This is a genomic window from Marivita sp. NO-S04 (genome assembly GCF_059070475.1).
The window spans coordinates 76,258-102,441 of the sequence record NZ_JBKAEE010000002.1 but is presented as its reverse complement, the minus strand read 5'-3'; the positions used below and the strand labels follow the sequence as shown (position 1 = coordinate 102,441).

The 26,184-nt window shown below is 58.2% G+C and carries 17 protein-coding genes and 2 pseudogenes; 12 read left to right on the top strand and 7 right to left on the bottom strand.

Going from position 1 to position 26,184, the window contains the following annotated elements:
• Window positions 1-228: 228 nt before the first annotated feature.
• Window positions 229-4,743: a DUF4214 domain-containing protein gene (locus ACK3EW_RS22965; RefSeq protein WP_493809814.1), complete on the bottom strand. Its 4,515-nt coding sequence runs from the start codon at window positions 4,741-4,743 to the stop codon at window positions 229-231.
• Between the two features lie 469 nt (window positions 4,744-5,212).
• On the opposite strand from ACK3EW_RS22965, the pseudogene ACK3EW_RS22960 reads away from it, so the two are divergent.
• The 7 genes and pseudogenes from ACK3EW_RS22960 to ACK3EW_RS22930 form a co-directional block, all read left to right on the top strand.
• Window positions 5,213-5,402, top strand: a pseudogene (locus ACK3EW_RS22960) (hypothetical protein); the annotation flags it as partial.
• Between the two features lie 102 nt (window positions 5,403-5,504).
• Window positions 5,505-6,371, top strand: a complete 867-nt coding sequence (istA, locus tag ACK3EW_RS22955; protein WP_493809813.1) for an IS21 family transposase — start codon at window positions 5,505-5,507, stop codon at window positions 6,369-6,371.
• Between the two features lie 39 nt (window positions 6,372-6,410).
• A pseudogene (locus ACK3EW_RS22950) lies at window positions 6,411-6,584 on the top strand (Mu transposase domain-containing protein); the annotation flags it as partial.
• A gap of 178 nt (window positions 6,585-6,762) precedes the next feature.
• Window positions 6,763-7,533, top strand: coding sequence for an IS21-like element helper ATPase IstB (gene istB / locus ACK3EW_RS22945; RefSeq protein WP_493809812.1), 771 nt, complete (start codon window positions 6,763-6,765; stop codon window positions 7,531-7,533).
• Window positions 7,534-7,706: 173 nt separating this feature from the next.
• On the top strand, window positions 7,707-7,904 hold the full coding sequence (gene tnpB, locus ACK3EW_RS22940) for an IS66 family insertion sequence element accessory protein TnpB (protein ID WP_493809811.1): 198 nt from the start codon (window positions 7,707-7,709) through the stop codon (window positions 7,902-7,904).
• A gap of 415 nt (window positions 7,905-8,319) precedes the next feature.
• Window positions 8,320-8,622, top strand: a complete 303-nt coding sequence (locus ACK3EW_RS22935) for a helix-turn-helix domain-containing protein (RefSeq protein ID WP_493809810.1) — start codon at window positions 8,320-8,322, stop codon at window positions 8,620-8,622.
• A 122-nt stretch (window positions 8,623-8,744) separates the two neighbouring features.
• Window positions 8,745-10,415, top strand: coding sequence for a hypothetical protein (locus ACK3EW_RS22930; protein WP_493809809.1), 1,671 nt, complete (start codon window positions 8,745-8,747; stop codon window positions 10,413-10,415).
• A gap of 99 nt (window positions 10,416-10,514) precedes the next feature.
• On the opposite strand, the gene ACK3EW_RS22925 is transcribed toward ACK3EW_RS22930, so the two are convergent.
• The 4 genes from ACK3EW_RS22925 to ACK3EW_RS22910 all read right to left on the bottom strand — a co-directional run bounded on the left by ACK3EW_RS22925 (window position 10,515) and on the right by ACK3EW_RS22910 (window position 18,379).
• Complete coding sequence (locus ACK3EW_RS22925; RefSeq protein WP_493809808.1) at window positions 10,515-11,807, bottom strand: HlyD family type I secretion periplasmic adaptor subunit; 1,293 nt, start codon at window positions 11,805-11,807, stop codon at window positions 10,515-10,517.
• 47 nt (window positions 11,808-11,854) lie between these two features.
• Window positions 11,855-13,621 carry a type I secretion system permease/ATPase gene (locus ACK3EW_RS22920; RefSeq protein WP_493809807.1) on the bottom strand — a complete coding sequence of 589 codons (1,767 nt, stop codon included), beginning with the start codon at window positions 13,619-13,621 and terminating at the stop codon, window positions 11,855-11,857.
• Between the two features lie 188 nt (window positions 13,622-13,809).
• Window positions 13,810-14,001 carry a DUF6447 family protein gene (locus ACK3EW_RS22915; RefSeq protein ID WP_493809806.1) on the bottom strand — a complete coding sequence of 64 codons (192 nt, stop codon included), beginning with the start codon at window positions 13,999-14,001 and terminating at the stop codon, window positions 13,810-13,812.
• A 157-nt stretch (window positions 14,002-14,158) separates the two neighbouring features.
• On the bottom strand, window positions 14,159-18,379 hold the full coding sequence (locus ACK3EW_RS22910) for a hypothetical protein (RefSeq protein ID WP_493809805.1): 4,221 nt from the start codon (window positions 18,377-18,379) through the stop codon (window positions 14,159-14,161).
• A 636-nt stretch (window positions 18,380-19,015) separates the two neighbouring features.
• Between ACK3EW_RS22910 and ACK3EW_RS22905 the strand changes: the two genes are divergently transcribed.
• From ACK3EW_RS22905 to ACK3EW_RS22885, 5 genes are all read left to right on the top strand, one after another.
• Window positions 19,016-19,675, top strand: coding sequence for a ParA family protein (locus ACK3EW_RS22905; RefSeq protein WP_493809804.1), 660 nt, complete (start codon window positions 19,016-19,018; stop codon window positions 19,673-19,675).
• A gap of 3 nt (window positions 19,676-19,678) precedes the next feature.
• Complete coding sequence (locus ACK3EW_RS22900) at window positions 19,679-19,981, top strand: chromosome partitioning protein ParB (protein ID WP_493809803.1); 303 nt, start codon at window positions 19,679-19,681, stop codon at window positions 19,979-19,981.
• Between the two features lie 375 nt (window positions 19,982-20,356).
• A complete protein-coding gene (locus ACK3EW_RS22895; RefSeq protein ID WP_493809802.1) occupies window positions 20,357-21,559 on the top strand; it encodes a class I SAM-dependent methyltransferase in 1,203 nt (400 codons plus the stop codon).
• A gap of 4 nt (window positions 21,560-21,563) precedes the next feature.
• Window positions 21,564-24,005 carry a glycosyltransferase gene (locus ACK3EW_RS22890; RefSeq protein ID WP_493809801.1) on the top strand — a complete coding sequence of 814 codons (2,442 nt, stop codon included), beginning with the start codon at window positions 21,564-21,566 and terminating at the stop codon, window positions 24,003-24,005.
• A complete protein-coding gene (locus ACK3EW_RS22885; protein ID WP_493809800.1) occupies window positions 24,002-25,291 on the top strand; it encodes a glycosyltransferase in 1,290 nt (429 codons plus the stop codon). Before ACK3EW_RS22890 ends, ACK3EW_RS22885 begins: the two co-directional genes overlap by 4 nt.
• A 6-nt stretch (window positions 25,292-25,297) precedes the next feature.
• On the opposite strand, the gene ACK3EW_RS22880 is transcribed toward ACK3EW_RS22885, so the two are convergent.
• Window positions 25,298-25,591, bottom strand: a complete 294-nt coding sequence (locus tag ACK3EW_RS22880) for a type II toxin-antitoxin system RelE/ParE family toxin (RefSeq protein ID WP_493809799.1) — start codon at window positions 25,589-25,591, stop codon at window positions 25,298-25,300.
• Window positions 25,579-25,857, bottom strand: a complete 279-nt coding sequence (locus tag ACK3EW_RS22875) for a CopG family ribbon-helix-helix protein (RefSeq protein ID WP_493809798.1) — start codon at window positions 25,855-25,857, stop codon at window positions 25,579-25,581. The genes ACK3EW_RS22880 and ACK3EW_RS22875 overlap by 13 nt, the downstream gene beginning before the upstream one ends.
• Window positions 25,858-26,184 lie beyond the last annotated feature (327 nt).

Genomic DNA, 26,184 nt, shown 5'->3' with positions numbered 1-26,184 from the left:
TTTCTGCAGCTGCAACACCCCGATAGCCGGTTGAAAACCGGAACCGGGCTGATCGGGAGAACAGACTGGACCCGGCGTATCCACCCCCACCTCTTGGCCCTGCTGGTCGAACACCCTTCCCCCTGATCCAGCGGTTCCGGCACGAAAAAACCCCCGCCTTGCGAGCGGGGGTTTCGAGAGCCTTCTCCCGATCACCGTACAGAACGGTAATACGAGGTGAATGTGCCATTAGATCAGGTGGATATCACCAGCGACCTGCGTGAGCGACAGATCAGCGGCTGCAACACCAACCAGCTGTACGTACTGGACGTTGGCGTTGGTAGCGTTTTCCGACACAACAAACGAGCTTTCAGCCACACCGTTGCCATCAGCGTCTACCTTGAAGATGAACACTTCATCGACGTTGAGGCCGTCATCCCGCAGAGCCCGAGCGATCAACAGCATGTCTTCAGCTGTTTCTGCAAACACCTCTGTTGTTCCAACCGCCGCTGCCTCGTCAAACAATGTAACGACACCAGTTGCCGAGATCGAGAAAGACTCAATCGTTACAAGGTCCGAACGTGTAATAGCCGCTCCAAAGTTCGTTTGCACAGCCGCATCTGCGAGGTCGATGGCGCCCGGTGCACCAGAGATGATATCAAGCGAGTCAACACCCACTTCGAAGTCAGTGATGACATCAAGATCAGCACCAAGAGCGGCAGTGATTTCGCCAGCTGTCGGAACTGCAGCTGCAGCTGCAACAAGTGCAAAGTCCGTCAGCACAAACCGATCAGAGCCCGTACCACCTGTCATTGTGTCACTACCTGCACCACCGTCAATGATGTCGTTGCCCGCACCACCATTGATGACGTCGTTGCCCAAAGCACCAGTGATGTTATCGTTTCCGTCGCCGGAATTGATCGTATCTACAACGCCGCCACCAGCAATGATGTCCGCTGCACTACCGGTCGTGATCGTGTTTGCTGCTGTTGCCGAACCAGTGAAGTTGATTGCAACGTCCGCTGTTGTGTAGCTCGCTGCCTGTGTATGTGCAGCAAAGCTATACGTTCCAGCGGCAGTAAGCGACACGTTCTCGACACCGGTCATGACGTTAACAGCCATAGTACCGCCTGCTGCGAATACCGCTGTGTCCGTACCGGCACCACCAGCAATTGCCAAGTCAGTGAAGTCCGCATTCAGCGTATCATTGCCACTGCCACCGATCAAAGCGTCAGTGCCAGCACCACCAGTAGCTGTCATACCACCAGCACCCAAGGCAATGAAGTCATTCAGTGACGAACCGATTACCGTCTCAATGTTGCTGAGTGTATCGATTGCGTTGAAACCGGTGTCTGCAGCAGCAGCAAGATACCCAGCGGTACCAGCGCCGATCCCCGTTGAAGTTGCAGCACCTGCTACACTAGCACCAAGACCGATACCTGCAGCACCACCAATAACAATATTAGCAATTGCTGCGCCAGAAAGGTTGACTCCAACACCTGTGATATTGGCAGCACCACCAGCAGCCAGTGTCAGACCATGCGATGTCGCAGCGGTGATGTCAGCAAACGAAATGGTGTCTGTACCTGCACCACCATCCACTGTGTCAGCACCGGCACCCGTCAGGATGACGTCATTGCCGAGACCTGCAGTAACCGAGTCGTTGCCTGCGCCAGATGTGATGGTTTCGTTGCCGCTACCAGCTGTAAACACGAACCCGTCGGTCTGACCTGTGGTCGTGACAGAGGCACCGCTGCCGACTGTGATCACTTCAACGTTCGTGATGATCGAGTCATCCGTGTTGAACACGATCGCAGAACCCGCAGAGACGGCAATCGTGTCAACGCCTGTTCCACCGTCGATGCGGTCGTTCGCATCAGCAGCCGTCGAGGTGTAGTTGATCGTATCGTCGCCTGCACCTGCAGTGATGGTATCAACACCTTCACCACCGGTGATGGTATCGCTACCTGTGCCGCCATTGATGACGTCATCGCCCGCTGCAGCGTTCATGTTCGCACCGGTTGCACCGGAGATCATGATGTCTGCCTGGTCCGTACCCACGAAACGTTCCACGTTCGAGAAGTTCGTCACCATGCCCGAGCCGACATTGCCGTCGTCGTTGGAGCGTGTGTAGGCCGTGTTGGCAACAACAATCTCGTCAGAGTTTGCGTTGCTTCCGTCTTTGCCGTTCAGGAACGCATCGCCGGAACCCACGTTGATGATGATACCAGCCGCTTCTGTCGTGCCGGCCAGATCAAAGCTCAGAACGTCGCCCGAACCTGCACCCAGGTTGATGGTGTTTGTGCCGGAATTGCCATTCGCACCGGTACCGACAAAGACGGTATCCGCACCTGCACCACCGGTCACAACATCGTTCATGCTGGACAGCAGAGTAACCGTGTTGGAGCCGTCACCCAAGGTAACAACAGTACCAGCACCGCTTGTTTTCGCGTTGCTGACGGTCAGATTGGTCGAGCCGGTGTTGGTCGAGTTGATGGCCTTCGTGTAGCCTGCAGTGCCAGAGCCCAGCAGAACAGTGTTGAAGGTCGCTGCGATCGCACCACCACCCGACAGGGTGACCGTGTCGATGTCGCCGGCATCGTTGGTCAGAACGAGACCAGAGATGTCACCATCTGCAGCGGCCAGCGTGACATTGGTCACACCACCAACGTTGTTTGCAGCAACGGCACCCAGGAACACGTCCTCGGTTGCAGCCACATTGATCGAGGACAGACCGGTCGACGCAGCGTTGCCACCGATGGCGCCAACTGTGACTTCACCACCTGTCGAGTCGATGTTCAGGCTTGTGAGCGATTCTGCTTCTTCAATCGTTCCAACGGTCACGGCTGCACCGGTTGCGTTGAGGTTCAGCGTTTCCAGACGCGAGGAAGACGCCACGTTACCAAGGACAACGTTATCCGTTGCGTTTGTCGCAACACCAGCGTTGTTGATGGTCAACGATTTGACAACGTCAGACACAACGCCGTCGTTCAGCGACGTGTCGTCCAGCGTCACTGTCGGAGCAGAGCTACCAGCAACGATGACACCGTTTGCATTTGCAGCGCCGAGACCGTTCTGCACGTTCAGCGTGACGTCGGAGACGTTTGTGAAGCTGATCGCATCGTCAGCCGCATTGTGCTGTGTTGCCAGATCCACCACGAGGACAGCGTCTGTCGCCGAGTTGCGGTACCCGATGTTGATGTCGCCGCTTGTGGACAGGTCGGATGTGCGCAGCGATGTGCCGTTGATAAGGTTCGACAACGTAATGCCGGTCGAGCCACCAGCGACGTTGAACTCTGGCGTGGCTGTTGCTTTTGCCATGTCGATGTTCGTCGCGCCACCATCGAGCGTCTTGATGAATTCCATGCCAAGAAGCTCGGCCTGGGCACCACCGGTGGAGTTCCCGAGGTGAAGGGTGTCAGTCCCCGCGCCCATCACGATGGCGGAGCTGTTGGTCAGAGCGCTGTCCAGTGTGACAAGGTCGTTGCCTGCACCAGTCAGGATTGTCGTTGCACCAGCCGAGTGGATGTCTGCAGTCGACACGTAACGCGCATCGATTGTGGTGATTGTGCTTGCAAATGCGTTCGTGTTTTCAATCGCCGCATCGCCTTCGATGATCAGGGTACGGACGTTAGCGCCGACGACATCGGTGATGACGTTTTCGGCAGTACCGTTCGAGATCAGGCGGATGGTTTCAACGGTTGTTGCCGGTGTCAGCGTGAATGTGCCGCCTGCAACGCCATTGGACAGCTCGACGCCGACTTCATCTGCGAGACCGGTTGTCGCGAGATCGTTGATGCCGACAGTGATGTTGGTGCCGACGGTGCCGTTGAACTCGTAGGACGGCTCGGTTGTCTGAACGTCGGTGAGGATGACGTCACCTTCGCCGATGACCTGGTAGGTCTGCACACCGTCCCAGTTGGTGACACGGATCTCACGCTCGCCCGACAATGCGTTCAGCACGACGGTCTCGATGTTCTGGACGGTCACGTTGGACGCGATGTTCTCGATCAGTTCGACATTCAGCACGTCAGCGTCGGTTGTCGACGGGTCGATGATGGTATCGCCGATGCTGAGCTCGAGAACCACACCGGTCACGGTGTCGCTGCCACGGGTCAGTTCGACGATGTCGGCGTTCGGTGTCAGATCGACGGTCACGCCCGGGAAGAGCCCGTCAAATGCGGAGACGATCACGGTCTTGGCGTCATCTACGGTGGACGATGCGGAGGTCACGTTGTCGATGATCGACTTAGCGCTGTTCTGTGCGATCTCGCTGTCGCCATAGGAGTTCGGCTCGGTCAGGCCAACCTCGATGGCTTGAGCCGTCCAGGCGTTTGCAACTTCGATCTTGTTCAGAAGCGTCGTGATGTCCTGACCTTCGAGAGTGTTCTGGGCACCCTGAATGATCTCGAGGATGATTTCACCAACCGAGAACGCGTTTGTGCCAGCGATCGACCCCTGAAGAACCGAGCTCCAGAAATTCAGACCAGCCGCATCGGGCGTACGGTTGAACAGGTTCAGGTACAGCTCGGAAATGAACGCGTTTGCAGCATCAGCCGACGGCTCGACGAAGAACGGGTGCACTGCATATGTTTCTTCCTGGGCCGCAAAATAGGTTGCGATATCCACAAGCGGAACAACCGGGTTTGCGACTGCGCCCTCCCAAAAGTCCATACCATACGGATCCGGTGCGCGATCATAGTAACCGATGTAGATTGCCGCAGCCTGCTGTTGTGCAGTCAATGCGCTTAGATTGAACGCCATAAGTGTAGCTTCCTTTTAGGTTCAGGGACGCAGCGGCGCGCCCTAAAACGATTGCGTGTAGCTCCACAACCAACCCCCCAGATGAATTCCACTGGATGCGATTCAAATTCTGCGGTCGCAGAGCTCCGGGCTTGGGTTTAATTGGTGAATAGAAACGCCACAAGAAGAAATATACAGTGCTTTATATACCTCCTCAAATTTAATTTTAAATCATTGATATAATGAGAAAAAATATTTTGATGCCTGAAGAGATGGGGTGTGCATTTATTTTCGTGTTATGGCAAAGTGGTTGATTAGAAATAAAAATATGATATAATATTATCTTTATATATTTTATGTGGAAAAAGTTTTCCCTGTTCACTCACAGATACAAGAACTCAATCAATAAATCGCAGAATACCGGCTGAATTTCGCCGACACGCACTGCACGCGTCGCCTGTGTCCCATTGAGTTGAGGGTCCTGTTCCGGATGATTTTTGGAAGTTGTTTGTCACCTGAGATTGAGGCGCAGATATCGGATGACAGCGAATTTGTTGGGCGATGCGAGGTTGTGGAGCCTGGTCGTGGAAACCGACGGTGGCCCGATGGCTTGAAGGCATAGATGTTTCTCGTCTCGAGCGCGCGTTAATGATCTCGCGCGGCATCATGACATTGTGCCCCTGTAGCGCGACACGTCAGAACGTTCGTATGGCGACATCTAGGTTTACGATGTTTCGCCTTGGCTTGATCGATTTCCCGGCATTGGTCGCCGGGGGAGGACGATGGGTCATCTTCGAGATGAGGAACGAACGGCAATGTCGGTTTTGCTAGAGCAAGGCCATTCCCAGAGCGCGGTGGCGCGGCTGCTGGGGGTGAGTGAAGGGACGGTCCGGTATCATCGCAAGCGCATGAAGCGCGCCGTGGTCGACGACCGGAGCAAGCAGATGCCGAAGGCAGCAGCCTTCGCGGATGTGATTGAGGCCTGGCGGTTGCAACAGGTTGGAGGCCGGATCAATCTTGCCGTCCTGCACGACTGGCTCCGCCGGGAGCATGGCTACACCGGCAGCCTGAAGTCTATACAGCGGTATTGGAAACGCACGTATCCGGCACCGAAGATCCGGGCGCGGCGTCGGGTCGAGACACCGCCGGGCGCGCAGGCCCAGGTGGACTGGGTGGAATTCCCCGGCGTGACCCTCGGGCGTGAAGAGGTCGACCTGGTCGCGCTGATCGTGACGCTGTCGTGGAGCCGTAAGCGGGCGGTGGTCTGGGCAAGAAGCAAGGACATGCTGTCGTGGCAGTCCTGCCAGATCGGATGCCTGCGGCGTCTGGGCGGCGTGCCGGCGGTCCTGCGCATCGACAACGTCAAGACTGCGATCGCGACCGGGGGCGGCAGCTGGGGCAAGATCAACGAGACCTATCGCCGTTTCGCGACCCAGCTGCGATTTCACGTCGATGCGTGCCAGCCCCGTCATCCGCAAGGCAAGGGCAAGGTCGAACGGCACGCTCAGGATCTACGTTTGGTTGTCGATCCCCGAAAGGAGCATTTCGACGAGCTTGCTGCGCTACAGGCGGCAACAGATAGCCGTCTCGAGGACCGAGCACACGAGCTGAGCTGCCCGATGACCGGAACGCCGATCGCGGAGGCTTGAGAGCAGGAGCGCTGCTTGCTGACCCCATTGCCGGCTGCCATGCCGGATCCGTTCGATGTCGTTGTGTACCGACCGGTCGGTATCGACTGCATGGTAAACTTCGAAGGTCGCCGCTACAGCGTGCCGTTTCGGTTTGTCGGCCAGTTGGTGGAGGTGCGCGGCCTCGCCGGACGGGTACAGGTGCTGAAGGACACGGTCGTGATCGCAGATCATGCCCGCGGCACGGCCGAACTGCTGGTGCGGGACGAGGCCCACTACGAGGGCGAGAGCACTGACCGCGTCGAGGCCCCGATGCCGTTGGGTCGCATGGCCGGCGCCTGCAGGAGATCGCCGCCAGCGGCGTTCAGCATCGCTCCCTCGACCTCTACGCGCGCCTTGCAGAGGTCGCGCGATGACCGGGCCGCGCGTGAAGCTCGACATCGACGGCACCCGCGACACTCTCGGCGCCCTGGGGCTGAGCTACGCCGCAGAGGCACTGGATGCGTTGCTGGCCGAGGCGGTCCAGGCGGGGATGCCGGCGCATATGTTTCTGAACCGCCTGCTCGAGGCCGAACGCTCTGGTAGGGAAGAGCGCCGCGTCAGAACGATGCTGAAGTCGGCGAAGATCCCGACCGGACAAACGCTGGAGAACTTCGACTTCGCTTTCCAGCCAGCGATCGAGCGGTCGCGCATCGACACCTTGGCCACTGGGGCGTGGATTCGCAACGCCGAGGTGATCCTGATGCAGGGGCCGCCCGGCGTGGGGAAGTCGCATCTGTTGTGCGGCCTCGGCATCCGAGCGATCCAACTCGGGTTCTCGGTGCAGTATTTCCGTTTTGACGAACTGCTGACTGTTCTGCGAGCGGATGCCCATCTTCCGCCAGCCCGACTGAAAAGCCGGAAATATATGTCCAGCGCGCTGCTGCTGGTGGATGAGATGGGCTACGACCCGATGAACCGCGAGGACGCCAGCTTGTTCTTCCGGTTGGTCAGCTACCGCTACGGCCGCGGCGCCATGGTAATCACGACAAACAAGAGCATCCGCGACTGGACCGAACTCTTGGCCGGGGATGAGGTCTTGGCAACTGCCATCCTCGACCGCCTGCTACACTGGTCGCACGTTCTCAACATTAAGGGACGCAGCTATAGGTTGCGCGACCTCAAGGACGCCCTGAAGGGGTGAACCCACAGCCCAACGGCCCACGGGCCCGGGAGCGCGCGCTCTGACTCTTGGGGGTCAGCGCGCGTTCCCGGGCCCGTTCCGTTGCGCGACACCTCGTAAAACTGGGTGTCGCCTTAGCTCGTAAGACTGGGTGTCTCTTGACAATTTTTGTCGCGGGACAGCGGCTGCCAATCGTGATCGCCACGAAGCCGATAGATTTCCGCCGTGGCCATGACGGTCTGGCGGCAAAAGGGCAAAACGAGCTGGGGCTCGATCCACATTCCGGTCTGACAGTTGTCTTTCGCTCCAAGCGCGGAGACAGGTTGAAACTACGCCTCTTTGGCAAAGAACGGCTAGGACGCCACGCCTCCTCAGACTTTGTCCGTCCTTGAGTGAAGAAGCTCTTTTGAAGACTGTCCAAGCCGCGAGGCTCTCAGATTGATGCCCTCATTGGACATGCCACGCAACAACTCCTACCTGACGTTTGCCAAACTCAAGAGGCTAAATGCACCAAAGAGGTCATGCCGGTGCACCTAGAGATGCGGACTTGTCGCGAGCTCAAGGACAGCAATCGGCTCCACGGAAACGACCGCAACAGGAAGATCGGCGCCACATCCGTTCGCTCAACAAAATCTGGCAGATTACAGTTTGAAATTGCCAAGATCAGACACCCCGGATCACATTCTTTCACACCGCCACGAGGACGTTTGCCATCGGCAAAATCCTGCTGTATAGTGAATCACTGGATGTGTTCGTTTCGAAGGGGCGGACGTTTTACACCCGAAGCTGCCAATTAAGGGTATAACCATGCTTGCAGAGCTGCATAAATCAACGCCTGAAGAGGCAAAGGAACAGCGAGCGACTTTGGGTCTTTGGCTGAAATCACTGCGCGAAGCCAAGGGGCTGTCGCAGCGCGATCTCGCTGACCGTCTGTCGCTCGACTACTACACGTTCATCTCCCAGCTCGAGAACGGCCGGGGCAAGATTCCGTCGCATCGCTATGCCGAATGGGCTGAAGCTCTCGATCAGGAGCCACGCAACTTTGTGCGAGAACTTCTACGTTATTATGAGCCCCTGACCTACCAAATCCTTTTTGAAGATGCTGGTTGACTTCGTCAGCTGCCTTGTGGACGCGTCTTAGCGCTTTGTACGGACTGCATGTTGTCTGGATAGGTTTGGTAATTTGACGTATAAAAAGATGCACGATTAGGTTGGATCGGGACAGCTCTGAGATGGCGAAAATTCTATCATTCACGCAAAAGGAAAATTCTCTTCCAGAGCAGCATTTCCTGAACCCTGAAGCGCAGACATTGTCCTTCCACGTAAATGAGGATGGCGCCGTCAGCTTGGGTGGTCTTGTCACCACATCCCTGCCAAGCCTCTTCCCCGATCCCAAGAAGGATTGGAGCAATCAGGAATTGGCGAACCTTTTCCGTGTGCGCCAGCTTCTCAATGCAGCCAATGTACCAGTTGAAACGGATCGTGGCGTCACTGACGAAGGTGATCCGTGGTTTGTCTTTTGCCAACCCAGTGGAGAAGTCTTCATTCATCTCTGCCGGATCGATGGACTCTATGTGCTTGACAGCCCCAATGTGCTGCGGCCCCTGCGTGGGATGAATTTCAATGATCTGATTGCGGATTTTACCAATCAGGCCATTCCAGCTCGCGCGTCCGGAGAAGACACGGAACGTCGCGTGATCAGCTTGGACCGCGGTGGCAAGGTGAGTTTGCATCCATCAGCAATGCTGGCCGCCTTGGTGTGGACCCTGTTTCTTGCGTCCGAAGACCTGGTGCTTTTGGCGCCCGAAGAAACCGGGGCCGATCTGGACAGCCTACTGGATTTGGGCGGACTGGTGTCGCTTGACAGCACAGACGCCATCTTTATGGATTTGGATGTTAACAGCTTCTCAACAGGATTTGATCACTCGGGCAAGGAGACAAGCTCAGAAGCCTCATTTGGCCCCGTGGATACAGGCGGCCAGTCCGCATTTCGCGACAGCTCGCAACAACAAGGCCTGGCAGCTCATAGCAATGCCTTTGCTCTCGGTCTCAGCACCATTGCAATCGCAATGGGCTTCATGTCCGAAACTGTCTTGCTCGACAATCAGCGCAAAGTTCTTGAAGGTCTCAAAGAGCTGGGCCTTTCCAAGTTTGGAGAAAACGAAAAGGGAAGTGCTGACACCGGGTCACTGAACAACAGCCCAGAAGACAACACCATGTTGGCAATGCTAGCCGACTTTATTGGTCAGGATGGTCTGCAAGACCAGGCAAAGATATCCGCGGGCCAGTCTGACACTCAGACAATGCCCATTGAAGAGAATCTTGCTCACCTCACAGCTGACGTCATTGATGAAGCGACAATTTTCAAAGCCAAGACGCCTACATCGGTGATGGTCCGAGACAAATCCGTAGCATCTGACAAAGAGACGTCAATCATTAAAGCTGAGAGTAAGAATGATGTTGCCTTTTCGTTTGTAACAGAGTCCACTGGTCACATCCTGAAAAGTGAGCCGGACAGCCTGCCAGAGTTCCTTACAAAAATCTCTCCAACATGGCAGCCGCTCATGGAAGAGTTCAAGCTTGGGCAAACCACCATCAAAGCCAGCTTTGACATCAATGAATTCGACGGCTTTGCCATTTTCGAACTCATTGAAACGCCCGCCATAGAACGGACCACAAGTGTCAGAGAATTTGACACCTTGGCTCTGCGCCTGATTGAGTTTCTCGAAGCGAAGGACGGCGATATAGGCTTCATCGAACTTGCGAATGAAGTCATCATGATTGATCGGACAGCCGTAACAGGCGGTCAGACAGAATACATCCAGTGGGAAGCAGCTGATGGTCGCACGATATCCTTTATCGGATTGGCGGCGGATTTCGAGCAGTTCAACATGATTGCCTGATCATCGGGAAAAACCCGAATAAAAAAGACCGACGCTCTGACAAGAGCGCCGGTCTTTTTTATTGGATCAAAAGCAAAGGAGGACTCTGCCCTTTATAGATCACTCTTCGATCATGCTCTTGCGGACCGCATCCATCAAGGGAGAGACGATAAAATTCGCAACGGTACGTTCTCCAGTGGTGATGATCACATCCGCAGGCATGCCTGCCGTGATGCGGTCCCGAATCTCTTCCGGGATGTCATTCTCATCCACAGTTACGCGCGCCAGAAAGTAAGGCGGTTCATTGGGGTTTTCGGGCGTGATCACATCGCCAGAAACGCTTTCGACCTCACCCAACATGATCGGCGTCAGCTTGGTCTTGAAGGCAGTGAAGCGAACCTCGGTCAAAAGACCTGGCGCCACATTGTCCTTGTCGATCGGCGACACACGCGCATTGATGACCAACTCTTCATCCTCTGGAACCAGTTCCATCAAGACATCACCGGGGCGCACAACCGATCCGACCGTATGCACCTTGAGATTCTGGATCGAGCCAGACCCAGGAGCGCGAATTTCTGTACGATTGAGCACGTCAGCTGCCACTTTGCGGCGCTCCTGCAATTCACTGATCTCCGCACGGATCTGCTCGAGCTCGGTATTGGCGCGCTGTCTGTATTCCTGGGTCAGCTGCAGGATCTGCAGCTCAGTTTCCCCAATACTGGCCCGAGCCTGTGCAATATCCGAAATCACCTGGCCCAGATTGGCCTCGATCTCGATCATCTCGTCTTCGCGCTGGCTGAGCACGTTGCCTTGAATCAGACCACGACTTTCCCCATCGCGCATCCGGTCCAGCATTTCTGTGTAATTTTCGATGCGGCGCTGGAAGGCAGATTTCTGTAACTCCAACCCTTCGATCTGTACCTCGATCTGACCCATCCGCGCACGCAGAATATCTTCCTGCGATTTCAGGATCGAACGACCCTCCCGAAAGAGATCAAGCTGGTCTTCCTGAACAGCGCCGACAATCTGGTTTTCGCGGGAAACCAGATCTGCCGGAAACGAAATCTCTTCGGCCAGCTTGCGTTCGGCCAGAAGGCGCGCTTCTATCATGCGGGCCACGTCCAGACGGGTGGACAGGACGTCAAGGTTGGATTGCGCCTCGACGGAACTCAGACGCAGCAGCACATCCCCCTGATCAACACGCGTTGCTTCGGAAACGAGGATCTCCTCGACGATCCCTCCCTCGAAATGCTGCACGACACGACGGTTCCCTTCGAGCGATATCGTCGCGGGTGCAACAACAGCACTGTCGAGCTTGGCGACAGCAGCCCAGCTTCCGAGAACCCCGAAGGTCAGAAAAATCAGAACATAGCCCGCCAGAGCAACTGGTTTGGGACTTGGTTTATTGGCCATTGGCGTATCAGCTCCTTAAGAGCAATCGTCTTACAGATAGAGGCGGATCAGGCGCGCGGCTTGTCCACCATGCTCACGACAGCCGGAGATGCCGTCACGGCAGAAACTGCCTCTTTCTTTTGCTGCTCCTGTTGGGCTTGTGCCTGCTGTTGAGCTTGCGCAAAGATCTCGCGTGTCGGGCCGAACTTCTCAACCTGACCATTGACCAGCATCAGCGCCTTGTCCGATAGAGCCAGAAGGTTCGCCTTGTGTGTGACCAGAATAACGGTCTTGCCGCGCTTCTTCATCTCCTGGATGCAGTTCGCCAGTGCCTGTTCGCCATGGGCGTCGAGATTGGAGTTCGGCTCGTCCAGCACGATCAGGCTGGGTTCCCGGAACACCGCACGCGCCAGACCAACACGCTGCCGCTGACCACCCGACAGGCCATTGCCACCATCCCCCACATCAGTGTCATAACCATCGCTCAACGTTGCGATCATCTCGTGTGCGCCAGACAAAGTGGCGGCTGCCACAATTTCCTTGTCTTCAACCCCCTCGATGAACCGCGAGATGTTTTCTGACACTGTACCGCGGAACAGCTTAACGTCCTGCGGCATGTAGCCCATGTAGCGGCCCAATTGCTCGGCATCCCAATGGTGCAGTTCGACCCCTTCAAGGCGCACGGCGCCCGATTGCGGCTGCATTGCCCCGACAAGGTGGCGCACCAATGTCGACTTGCCCGAGCCGCTTGGTCCAATGACCGCGAGGACTTCACCCTGCGGGATCGCAAAGGAAATACCCTTGAGGATCGGCTTTTTTGAACCAGGAGCCGAGGCAATCAGGTTCTGGACCACGAGATTGCCTTTGGGAGCGGGCAGCTGCATCCGCTGTTCCTCGTCGCCAAGCCCCTCGAAGATTTCGGTCAGTCGCCTGTGCGATTGGCGTGCAGCCACAAATTGTTTCCACTGACCCACCGCCTGTTCCACAGGCGCCAGCGCACGGCCCATGATGATGGAGGCGGCGATCATGATCCCGGGCGAGATCTGCTGCTGGATCGCCAGATAGGCACCGACGCCAAGAATGGCGATCTGCAGGGACATGCGAACAAACTTGGTCGAGGCCATGATGGCCCCTGCCCTGCCCGAAGCCTTGGCTTGCGCATTGAGCACAGTGTCATGCTGCTTGAGCCAACGGTTGGTCAGCGGCTTTTCCATGCCGAGCGCACGGATCACTTCGGCGTTCTGCACTGTTGTGTTGACGAAATGCGCTGCTCCGGCATTGGCTGTGCCCGCCTCCTGCAGAAGACCGCGTGTGGCGAACTCGTTTGCCAGCGCCAGAGCAAAGATGACAACGGCACCGACAGTTGCCACCAGACCAAGCCACGGATGGAAGGCAAAGACCAGCGCCAGGAACAAGGGAACCCAAGGCGCGTCAAAGAACGCGAGGATCCCCTGCCCCGTCATGAATTCGCGCACCCGGTCCACATCCTGCAATGTCGCATGCGCGCCCGAGTTCGGTGCAAGCAATTGTTTGCGCACCACGCGGTTGAAGGCCGGATTGGCCAACATGTCGTCGAACTCCAGCCCCGCCCGCACGAGCATCTTGGAGCGGATGAATTCGAGAATCCCGTAGGTGACCAGCAAAGCCACCGCGATGCCGGTGATCATCAGCAGGGTGAATTCGTTCCGGCTGGCCAGCACGCGGTCGTAGACCTGCAGCATGTAAAGCGGCCCGACAAACATCAGGAGGTTCGAAAAGAAACTGAAGATCACCGTGGCAAGGATGATCGCCTTGAACCGTCCGTAAGCTTGTTTGAGGGGTGACGTGGCTTTCATGCGCAAACGTCCTTTCGGCTTAAAGCTGATCGGTTTCGATACTATCTGCTCGAAAACCGTCTGATTGTCGAATTCCATACACCAGACGTGCAAATGATGCAATTGACCTGCATCGCCTACCCTCGCACAGAGTGATGAAAATACAGTATGTCGGGCCGGGACATAAGGTCCGGCCCGCAAGAATGCGCTTACGCGTCCTTGGGCAGCGCGTTCTTGAGCGCCTGGGCATAGGCGTTACGGGCCGTCTGGGCCACTGCAAGCTCGCGCTTGAGGTCCGCCATTTTCTGTTCGCAATACTGCACGTTTTGGATGTGGGTCTTTGCCTCATCCGAGAGCACCTCGGTGTCGTATTGCTTGCCGTCAATGGTCACTTTGGCCATGTGCGTGGTCCTTTTCTCTGAAGTCGGAATATGCGTCGCGGGATGCTTATCCAACCCGCCGGGCGGATGCAAACCACCCCCAAAAAGAAAGCCCCCGGGGACGCCGGGGGCTTTCGACTCTCAGGTCCAAAGCCCCAAAAGGCTTTGGAAATGCGTCTTATACCAAGAAGTTGTAGAAGCCTTGATCGATCAGATCGTTATAGTCTCCCGATGCAACAAGGTTGACTTCTGCAAGGCTATCGAGCGAGTCGCCAAAGTCCATGGACCCCAGCAGCGAAGCCGATACCGGTGCGTCGTCAGTCTCTCCATCCCACGTCAGGAGGAAGAACTTGTACTCACCGTCATTCGCCTCGTTCTCGACGCCGAGGATCGCTGTTGCATTCCCAACCAGGGACGGCGTGTTGCCAGTCTTGGTGTAGGTGTCATCAGCATTGAAACCTGCAGCAGTCAGATCACCGAAGTTATCGGTTGTCGTGTTGAACAGAGCTGCAACATCTGCTGCCGTGATTGTAGCAAATGTCTCGCCTGCCGTTGTGGTGCTGTTCAGATCGACCAGAACCACTTCGTTTGCACGGACAACATCTGTTGGTGCAGTGTCGTCACCTGCAGGGTTGTCCAACGTCACGTCGATCAGTTCATTCGAGTCTGCTCCCGGTGCAGCCGAGTCGTTAAACTGGCTGGTCAGATAAGCCGTGAAGTCGAGGAAGTCGATGCCCGAGCCAACAACGACATCAACCGGCGTACCATCCACAGGGCCAACACCGAAGCTGGAAGTCGGGAAGTTCTGAACCGAGATTCCAAGTGCATTAACGTCGTCAACCGAAATCGTTGGCGCACCCGCCAGATCGGCCGAAAGCACCTGAATTGTTGTACCACCAACAACCGACGCAACTGTATAGCCAACAGCATCGTTGATTGCGCCAACAACTCCTGCCGCAACCTGTGCTGCTGTTTGGGCCGTGGAGAATGAGTACACTGCAGTTACAAGAGTACCATCCAAAGTAAGCCCGACAGTTACTTCTGTGGCCACAGCACCAGAAGCGCTTGGTGCAACCGTACCTGAGAAGTTCACTGCAAACTCCTGCGGAGTAACAGGCACAGTCGACACGTCACCCGCTTCGAAGTTCATCACGGTGTCGTTGCCGAAGTTCGAACCCGTCAAAACGATGGTCTCGTTGCTTGCGCCGTTGATCAGTGCATTGTTGCCACCATCGGTGAACTCAGTCGGCATTGTCGCAACCGAGTCTGTCGACAGAACGATGAGGTCGTCACCAGCGCCGCCGTTAATGACGTTGTCATTTTCGGTAGTGTCAGCCGTGCCTGCTGTCTTCTGGTTGTCGTCAGCAGAGTTTGCATCACCTGCAACGCTCAGACCATCATACCAGAGATTTGCATCCGCACTGTCGGTCAGATCGGCACCGGGAGCGGTTGTATCATCCTGATAAGCCGCCGGCGATGTGGTGCTGAAGCTTGTTGTGCCCCACAGATCGGTCAGCGACAAATCAGAATCTCCGAACACGGATTGTGCTTCGTCCAGTACGGAGTTTGCATAGGTGCTCGATGCCGCATCAACGGTGCTGATATCAATCCGCAGGTCGGTCGGTGCAAATGCGCCCGACGTGTTGGAGCTGATTGTCAGCGTATTGTTCGAAGCAATGGAAACCGTCAGAAGCTGGCTGAGGATCGCATCGCTTTCGATCGCGTCGATGATGGCGAGATTCACGTCACGCTGCGTACCGAAATACTGGTTGCCGTTCAGCAAGCTGCTGATCGTTGCAGTCGCTTCGTAGCCGTCATCACCTGCAATGGCACCTGCTGCCGCTTCGGCCATGACACCACCACCTGCTGCCAGGTTGGCAAGGCCAGCACCGGACAGGGTTACCGTGATGGTTGCACCACCGATATAGGCCAGCGACGGCTGAACGCCGGGCAGGTCATCCGTGGTGATGCCACCCAGGCCACCCTGAGCATCGACACGCACGTTGTCGAAGTTGAAGGCCCACAGAGCCGTAGCAGTACCACCATCCGTGAAGACAGTGTCGTTGCCCGAACCTGTTTCGATATTGGCATTGCCAACACCATCTACGTCGACAAAGTCGTCACCAGACCCGGTTTCGATATTGACGTTGTCCAGGATCGCCTGGTTGAGTTGGTTGTTGTTGTTGTCTTCTGGATCAAACGTAAATTGAACAACAACAGCATCGTCACCGTCACCTGTTGCGACGTTCAGCGAAGAACCTGCGTAGTCCAGCGCGTCACCATCAAGATCAATATTGATGTCGTCATCACCAGCACCAGTGGTCACGCTGAAGGCTGTATCGGTCTCGTTGCCGTCATAGTCGATGCCAAGTGTGACATCGCCACCGCCCTGTGCCGTGATCGTGTCCACGTTGACCAGGCCATTCAGGGTCAGGTCGCCAAGGAACGCATCCGCGTTGATCAGGCTCAGGGTGCCGCCGAAGCCTTCACGTACTTCGAGGCTGGCATAGGTGTCGCCCGCTGCGAAGACCGGATCGGTTGCGATATTGACAACATCCAGCGCGCCAAGTGTCGACTGGATCGTACCGAGGCTGGACGGCTTGGTCATGCCACCGTTCGGATCGTCGTTGCCAGCGCCCAGAACGTTGATGTTGAACACTTCGATGCCGCCAGCAATGCCGTCCTGAACGGACTTCGCCTTGCCACCGACGATCAGATCACCACCGTCGCCACCGCGGCCGACCTTGTGCAGGTCGATGTTGACAGAGATCGGTTCATCGATTGTGCTCTGACCGGAGCTCTGGAAGCGGCCGAAGACGTCGTATTCACCGATTTCTTCTTCGATCCGCGAGAAGCCCAGAGCTGTCAGCTCGGACCCGTCACCGGACTCCACCACGATTGCCGGGATCGGATCGGATTCGGAACCATCGTCGATGAAGGTTGTGGTTGTGCGTGTTGCGTCCAGGAAGATCCGCGTGCCGGCAGGCAGGGTGCCATCGGCGATCAAGGCCTGAAGCGGTGCCTGAAGCGCGTTCACAAAGCCCTGGTGCGTGCCCGCGATGTTTGCCTCGTCGGATTCGAGAACAATTTCGGTTGTGGTGCCGTCAGCGTTCGCAATGCTGAAACGGATACCGTCGACGTCGATGTTGTTCAAACGGTCGGTCAGGCCAGCGAGTTCTGCATCTTCGTCGAGGAGGAAGTACAGGATTTCGCTTTCATTGGACTGGCCCGACAGCAGGTAGTCGTTGTCGAACAGAACAGTCAGGTCGGACGCGTCGTAGTCGCTGTTGAAGTTGTCCGTGTGATCCATCGTGATGGTGATCTCGGACGTATTCCGTGCAACGCCGCCTTCAGCTTCCGGAGCGGTAAGAGTGGTCAGGTTTTCGATCGTCAGGTCGCCATCGGAGAAATAGGAACCGATTTCCTTGTGACCGGTGATGTTCTTCGCATCGACGATGATATCGGGGCCATCTTCTCCTTTGCCAAGAATGCTGGGGCCGTCGAAAAAGACCGGGCTTTCGTAACCACCAAATCCGAAATCACGTGCTTCGATGTCGATCTCTTCGATCGCTTTGATGCGGGGCGAATTGTCGGTCATCCCGACACTGTTGGTGCCCAGGAATTCGAAGGTCAGTTCGGCATAGAGGCGGTCATTTCCTGCGCCACTGCCCAGACGATCCGCGGATGCCAGCGAGTTGGAGATGCCGCCCGCAAACGGGTTCTGCTGGATGTAGGCATTGAATTCGTCATCATCGGCAGTGCCGGTGATCACGTCTGTTGCCGATGTCAGCAGGAATTCTTCACCCGGAACCGGCGCCGGCTCGAAGAAGTTGTCGATGGTCTGCTTGGCGGCAACGACAGTCGCCTGTACGTCGGTCACACCTTCGATGATCGACTTGGCGCTGTTCTGAGCAGCGGTATCGGTGGTGTAGTCGATGGCGGCTGCGTCAGCTGCATTGGTCCAGCTTGTCGCAACTTCGATCTTGTTCAGGATCGTTGTGCGGTCGTTGCCTTCGGCAGAATCCTGGGCACCCTCGATGATGGAGAGAATGATCTCGCCGACGGTCAATGCGCCTGTGCCATCGATGGCAGCAAGCAGTGCTTCACTCCAGAACTCGAGACCAGCCTCATCGGGCGCCCGGTTGAAAAGGTTCAGATAAACCTCGGAGATGAACGCGTTCGCCTGCTCCGCTGTCGGGTCGCTCAGAAACGGGTACGCGATCAGCGTTTCGGGCTGCGTTGCGAAATCCGTGGCGATGTCCGCAAGGCTCAGATTGGGGTTGGCAACGGCGCCTTCCCAGAAATCCTCACCCACGGGATCTGCCGCGCGGTCGTAGTAACCGATGTAAATCGCTGCGAGCTGTTGCTCGGTGGTCAGCGTGCTTAGGTCGAGAGCCATAGCTTGTCTTCCTCTTAAAATTCGGTGCCCGATTCAATCGGCCCCATCAACGATCATTGTTGCTCGCCGAAAAACCCCAGCATCTTGTTTATGTCGTTAGGGTGTCATTTAGAACAACTGAGCATCGTTCGAATATTTAGATGCTTTCTGAACAAGGGAAAATGTATAGCAAATTACACACCCCCAGACGGCTTTTGATGAAGTTAATGTTTTTAATATATTTTTTTATTTAGCTGCGTGCACTGGTTGCGGAATAGCAACAAACGTGAGGAAAAATCAGCACCCTTTTGATACTTGCAGCGCTCGTGAGAGAGGGCGAACGCCACGTCGCGCACGGCTGCGCCCAATGATGGAGGGCGCGGCTGCTGGGGAGACTTTGATCACTGAGGAGCCGCCGCCCTTGAATATCCGGTTTTACCGTTTACCGGATTTTAACATGTATTGGATATTTTGTTTTATTGGATTATTCATATAATCCGATTTGTTTACATACCGGATAATTATATTTACCAGATATTTTTTGTCATCGGATTTTATTATTTACCGGATTTACAATTATATCCGATTACTCTATAAATCCGATAAAACCGTAAATCCGGTCATCAATAAAATCGGATAAGCCAAGAGGACTCTACCGTGCCAACCATCGTCGTGGCCTCTCCCAAGGGGGGCGCAGGGAAATCAACCACCGCAGTACTCCTCGCAACCGAGCTCGCACATGAGGGCATCCCCGTGACCATGCTCGATTGCGACCCGAACAGGTCGCTCTCCCTCTGGGCGGGGCAATCAGACCTGCCAAGAAACATCAATGTCTTGTCAAACATCACCGAGGCCGACATCGTCCGGACGATCAAATCAAACGATCAGGATGGCCACATCGTCGTGGTCGACCTGGAGGGTGTGGCCTCGCGTCTAGTCAGCCGCGCCATCAGTCAAGCCGACATTGTGCTCACTCCCATGCGCGCCACCACGCTTGACGCCACCATCGGAGCTCGAGCCCTGCAACTCATCGCCGAGGAAGAAGAAGCGCTCGACCGGAAAATTCCCCACGCCGTCGTCTTCACCATGACCAAGGCAATCGTCTCAAAACAGCACAAAGGCATCGAAGCATCGCTCCGCGACCAGGGTGTCGACGTGATCGACCCACCCTTGATGGAACGCGCAGCCTTTTCCGGTCTCTTCGCCTTTGGCGGCGATCTCTACTCCATGCCAGAACAAGGCAATATGGACGGAGCACGCGACAATGCCCGCGCCTTCGCCATGCAGGTCTACAAACGTCTGGCACAGGAGGACTAACCCATGTCCGAGAGCAACCCGTTCAGCATCTCCTTGAACCCCGGCAAACTGCGCACGAAGCCAAAAGACACAAGTCCCGGCACCGTCGCCCGAACAGATGAAGCTGCCGAAAAACACGGCTTCGTCGATCGCAGCCCCCAAAAGCGCCGAGGGCGCAAACCCAGTCCCCGCACCGGTCAGGTCCACGCCAAGGTGATGCCGGATGTGGCAAAGGAAATCGCCGCCGAAGCACGGTTCCGTGGCGTGCAACAAGGTGTCATCATCGAAGAGGCCTGGGCCTTGTACAAATTGCAAAACAACCCGTGACGTCGCCGCACGTGGCTGCGCTCTTCGGACAATTCACGGTCAGCTTCGGCTTGAAAGGCCCAGCAGGATGCGCGATGCCACAGCCGGTGAACACACAAAAGATCATGTCCTGGATCGGCATGACATGTCGCATACACGTCGAAGGGGAGGGGACCGCACATGACACAAGAGTATTTGTCCCAGCCAGACCCTGGGTTGACCCAGCACCAACCATCCGTGGACGACCGCCTTGCCGCGCCAGCCCGAGAGACAGCCCCCCCGGCCACACAAAGACCGGCAAAAACTGGAGCCCTCGCCAACGTCACCGCACGCTTGACCGGAGCCCCCAAGACGGACCAGCACCCCGCATCCTCCGCAGAAGCAGGACCAAGACCCATGAGCACCCGCCGCAAACTCACGCCCCTCAAACGTCTGGAACGCTATGTGTCGGCCATCTTCAAACTGGGCCGGACCGAGTACATGGCCAAGGATGCCCGCAGGCGCATTGAACGCGCCGAGCTGCGCATGGACGACATCGAGGGCGAGCTGGGACGCTTCGGCCGCGACATCCGCGAAACCTGGCGCAGCTCCGAGGAGACGGAGCGCAGCGTGACCGAACTCCGGCACATGCTCCAGGGCACCGGAGGAACAGGTTCCAAACTGCTCGATGACATCGCCCTCCTGCAACAGCGGCTCGACCAGCATCGCGTGCTGACCGACAGCCTTGTGCACGAATTCCGCAATAAGCGCGCACATCTCCAGGATACCTTTCGGTCTGAAACCTCATTGATGGCGCGTGTATTCTCCGATCTCTCACGCCGGGTCGACATGATCGGGCAGCGGAGCGGCATGGCTCCCGAGGATCTGGCCACCCCGGCATCCCCAATCAACCTGCCTGCATCCGAGGGTTTTGAAGCCTTCAAGGACAGCTTCTACCACCGGCTGGAAAACCGCTATCGCGGGTCGGTCGACGAGATCGCGGACCGGCTGCGCATCTACCTGCCCGATGTGGAAGCCGCCGTGATGCGTACGGGGGGCAAGCCGGTCATGGATATCGGCTGTGGGCGCGGCGAATGGCTGGGCTTGCTCAAGCGCGCCGGGATCGAGGGCTTCGGCGTCGACACCAACGCGGTGCAGATCGAAGCGGCAAAAGAGCAGGGGCTGGACGTGCGTCTGGGCGATGCACTCCGGGCGCTGGCCGACCAGCCCGATGGCAGCCTGGCCATGATCAGCGCCCATCACCTTGTCGAACACCTGCCTTTTGACGCGGTGGCGTGGATCACCCGCGAGGCGCTGCGCGTGCTGGCACCGGGGGGCGTGCTGCTCTTCGAGACACCGCACACCCGCAACGTGCTGGTGGGGGCCACCACCTTTCACACCGACCCCACGCATCTGAAACCGATGCCGGAACAGGTGCTGACGGTGCTGTTCGACACCGCAGGCTTTGATCCCGTAGAGGTGCGCGCCCTCAACCCCCATGCGCGGTTCAAGGAATTCCTCGACACGCCCGATTTCAACGACGAACTGGCCTTCCTACTGTTTGGTCCGCAGGACCTTGCGGTGCTGGGCACCAAGCCTGCCCCAAAGGATGAGGAGTAAGCCCATGCGCATCGGTGTCCTTCGCACCCAGGTCCCCTTCGTGCAGGGCGGGGCCGAACGCCACGCCGCCAATCTGGTCAGCGCCCTCAACGCCTATGGCCACGAGGCGACCGAGATCACGCTGCCCTTCAAATGGTATCCCGGTGAAGTGCTGGCCGATCACATCCTCGCCGCGCGGATGCATGACATCTCGGAATTCGAAGGTGTGCCGATTGATCTGGCGATTGGCCTCAAGTTCCCGGCATGGCTGGCCAACCACCCCAACAAGCTCTTCTGGATCATCCACCAGCACCGCGCCGCCTATGACCTCTGGTCGGCGGGCGATGCCGATCTGATGCACGACCCCGATGGCGATGCGCTGCGCGCCCTCATCCATGCCGAGGACCGCGCCGCCTTCACCGCCAGCCCACATCCGCTTTATGCCAATTCCGGCAATGTGGCGAAACGCCTGCACCAGTATCTCGATCTGGAAGCCACACCGCTCTACCATCCGCCCCCCAATGCCGAGCGGCTCTGGCAGGGCGAGTACGGCGATTACCTGTTCGCACCGGGCCGGATCAACCCGTCGAAACGGCTCGAACTCATCCTGCGCGGGCTGGCCGCCACCCGATCGAAAATCCGCCTCGTGATCGCGGGCGTGGCCGAAAACCCCCGCTACCAGCAGGATCTGCACGCGCTGGCCCTCGAACTGGGGGTGGCCAAGCGGGTGACATGGCTGGGCCGCGTCGATGACGCCACGCTCCTGCGCCATTATGCCGAGGCGCGCGCGGTCGTCTTCGTCCCTCAGGACGAGGATTACGGCTACATCACCCTCGAGGCGATGCTGGCCGCGCGCCCGGTGATCACCGTTTCGGACGCCGGTGGACCTCTCGAATTCATCACCGACGGGAAAGAGGGCCGCATCACCGCGCCAAAGCCTGCCGATCTGGGTCAGGCCTTCGAGGAACTCATGGGTGATGCGGCCCTCGCTGAACGCATGGGGCAGGCGGGGCTTGCGCGCTTTACCGACATGCAGATCACCTGGGAACATGTGGTCGAGACATTGGCCGGGCGCTCTGATCAGGCCATCCACCCGACCCCGGTGACGGGTAGCGCGGGGCAGGAGGCCACGATGCCCCCGCAGAGCGCCGCAGGGGCCGCACCAGAGCTGTCGCCGCAGGACCTTGCGGTCCAGACCCTCAAGGCCGCCATCGCGCCCCCGGAGCCGCCAGAGGACCTGCCCTTTGCCAATATCGAAGAGGTGCTCGCCGCCTATGCCTTCGACGAATTGCCGGGCCTTCTGGGCGACGACGCGCCCCCCATCGATGCAGGGCTTGCCAGCTATCTCGGCACGCACTGGACGCGCTACATGACCACGCTGCGCGCATTGGACGGGCTCGAGATTGGCACGGCGCTCGATGTGGGTGTCTTCCCGCCGCTGGTGTTTCAGGCACTGCTCGCCAACCGCTTTCCGGGGGTGCAGATGTCGGGTCTCTGGGAAGGCCCCGATCCGTACGTTCAAACCATCCGAACCGTCCGGGAGAGCGACCTGCCCAGCTTCGACATCACGCTTCAGGCCGCCAATTCCGAACGCGACCCATGGCCCTACGCGGACAACAGCTTCGATCTGGTCACGGGGATGGAGATCCTCGAACATCTGGCGCTCGATCCGTATTTCTTCTTCTCCGAGGCCGCGCGGGTCCTGAAACCCGGCGGACATCTCCTGCTCACCACGCCGAACGTCGTCAGCCATCGCGGCGTGAACAAAATGCTGAACGGCATCGCCCCCTATTCGTTTGGCATCTTCGTGCCCTCGGGCGGCGTTTACGGGCGTCACAACCGCGAATACGCGCCCCAGGAGCTTCCCGAACTGGGACAGGCGGCAGGGCTTCAGACCGTGTCGCTGCGGACGGTCGATGTCTATGACCGCAAGGTGGACCCAAGCACAGCCGAACTTCTGGTCGCGCGCGAGGACGACCTGACTTTGCGCGGCGAAACCATCTTCTACCTCGCGCAGAAGACGGGCAAAGCCACCGGCCTGCCCAAACGCTTCTACCACGGCGATCCGACCCGCATGTCGGGCGCGCTCTCCGTGGCGTCCGTGGAAGGGGCCACCGGCCTCACCCGGATCATCGTCGAGAACCGCTCGTCCCAATGGTGGGCGGTCGCAGGCGATCACGCCACCTGTGTGCTGGCCGAATGGATCGACGCCGACGGCACGCTGCGCCACCAGCACCTGATGCAACCCATCACCGCCCCCATCGCACCGCACACCGCCGGAGAGATCGCCCTGCGGCTTGATCCGGAGGGCACGGACGGGCAGGGCCGCCTGCGCCTGCATCTCTACCAGTCCGGGGTAGGCGCCATGACTGGATCGGGCCGCGCCCCCACCCTGACGCTGCCCTGTTCGCGCGACGCCTTCCTGCGCGTGGTGCGCTCCACCCCGCTGCCGGGAGGGGCGGAATGAAACCGAAAGTGCATTGGGTCTCGCCTATCCCCGAGGCCAATACCGACATCGCCCATTACACCTACCGCATCCTGCCGGAACTGGCGGCGGCCACCGATCTGACCGTCTGGACTGATGCCCGCCACTGGGACCGGGCGGTGGATGCGATCTGCCCGGTGCGCAAGATCGACCCGCACCGCACCCTGCCGCGCGATTTCGCGCGGTCCGGCCATGGCGACGGGCCGGACGCGATCTTCATCCATATCGGCAATTCCTGGGTCTTTCATTCCGGGCTGCTGCAACTGGCCCGCCGGGTGCCGTCGGTGATCGTGCTGCATGATCTGGCCATTCAGGAAATGCTGCACGACGCCATGCGCTTTGCGGGCTTCCCCCGCGACCTCTACGAGGCCGAGATGCTGCGCTGGTACGGCGAGGCCGGGCGACAGGCGGGACAGGACGTGCTGGAGCGCCGCTCGGGCGCCAATGTGCTGTCGGAAACCTATCCGGGCTTTCACCTTGCGCTCGACCGCGCCGTCGCGGTCCTGTCGCACACGCCTGCCGCGTTTGATGCTGCCCGCGCAGCGGGCATCGTGCCCTCCTATCAGCTTGATCTGCCGTTCCGCCCCTCAGCAAAGGCGCCGTCGCCGCAGCGCGCCAAGGACGGCCCCCTGCGGCTGGTGCAGTTCGGCCATATCGGCCCCAACCGCCGCCTCTGGGAAGTGCTCGAGGCGCTTGGCCCCCTCAAGACCGAGATCGACTTCCGCCTCGACATCATGGGCAATGTCTGGGACCGCTCGGTGCTCAGCGAAAAGCTCGAACGCTTCGGGCTCGAGGACCGCGTTACCGTGCATGGCTTCGTGCCCGAACCGGATCTCGATGCGGCGCTGGCCAAGGCGCATCTGGTCTTCAACCTGCGATACCCGACCATGGGTGAGGCCTCGGGCAGCCAGCTGCGCATCTGGAACGCCGCCGCCGCCGCCGTGGTCACCGATCTGGGCTGGTACGGATCACTCCCCGACGACACCGTGTTCAAGATCCCGCTTCAAGGCGAGACCGCCGCCCTTCAGGACCTCGTGCGCCGCGTGAATGCCGACCGCGGCCTCGGGGCCACCCTTGGCCAGACCGGCCGCACCCGGCTCGAGACCCGCCACACGCCCGCACTCTATGCGAGGGGCATCGCCGAGATCGCAGACCGCTTTGCCGAGGATGCCGCCCTGTCGCTCCATGCCCGGCGGGTGCGCGAGACCCTGGCCAAGGCACCCCACAAGACGCCGCTTTACGACAGGGCGCTCAAGACGCGGATGTAAGAGCACTCATGAGTAGCCTGCTTCCTTCTGGTGCCGGATCGCAAGGATGGTCACGCCAGTCTCGCCGACATGGTATCTGACCACATATCCGCTGTCGCCGAAATCGACGATCCAGTCGCGAAATGCGTCTGGCAGATCCTCCACAAGCCGTCCGATCCCCGGTTGCGTCCCCAGAAGCGTCACACCTCTCCGGATCGCCTCACCGGCCCGTTGCGCGGCAGCCGGGTTCCTGTCCCGAAGAAACGTGCGTAGCCGCTCCAGATCCCGGATCGCGGCGGGCGCATAGATCACTCTCGGCATTCTGGCGGTGTCAGCTCGGCATCACTTCCCCAGCTTGCCAGCCAGTCATCCACCGCTTCAGCCGTCGCATGCTGTCCGGTTGTCTGAAACTCGTCCCATGCCTTCAACGTATCCTGCCGCAAGGCTTCGCGTTTTTCCTCCCGCTCGACATACTGGGCAATCGCTTCGCGCATGATCCAGTGGGACGTCCGCCTGCGGCTCTCGGCAAGGGCCTGAACCCGCGCCTTCATGTCGTCGTCCAGTTTGACGGATGTCGCAGCTGCCATGTCGATCTCCCGCATGAGGTATTACCTTCTGCTACTTCGTAGCACTTTCCGACAACCCTTTCCATTCTCGGGACCTCTGGAGGGAAAAGCCCCCCGGCCATCCATCTTTTCAAAGCAGACCTTTCCCTGATCTTCCTTTCAGAGGGCCTGTGTGCCGGGCGTGACTCACTTCTGTGGGTGTTAATATGTGTTAGACTCGTGTTACGCCTCTTTTGAGGGCCATTTTTCTAAGCATTTACAATCACTTCCCCGCACCCCCCGTGTGCAAAGTGGTGATTCTGCGTGTGTAGAGTGGTGATTCACCGTGTGTAGAGTGGTGATTCCCTT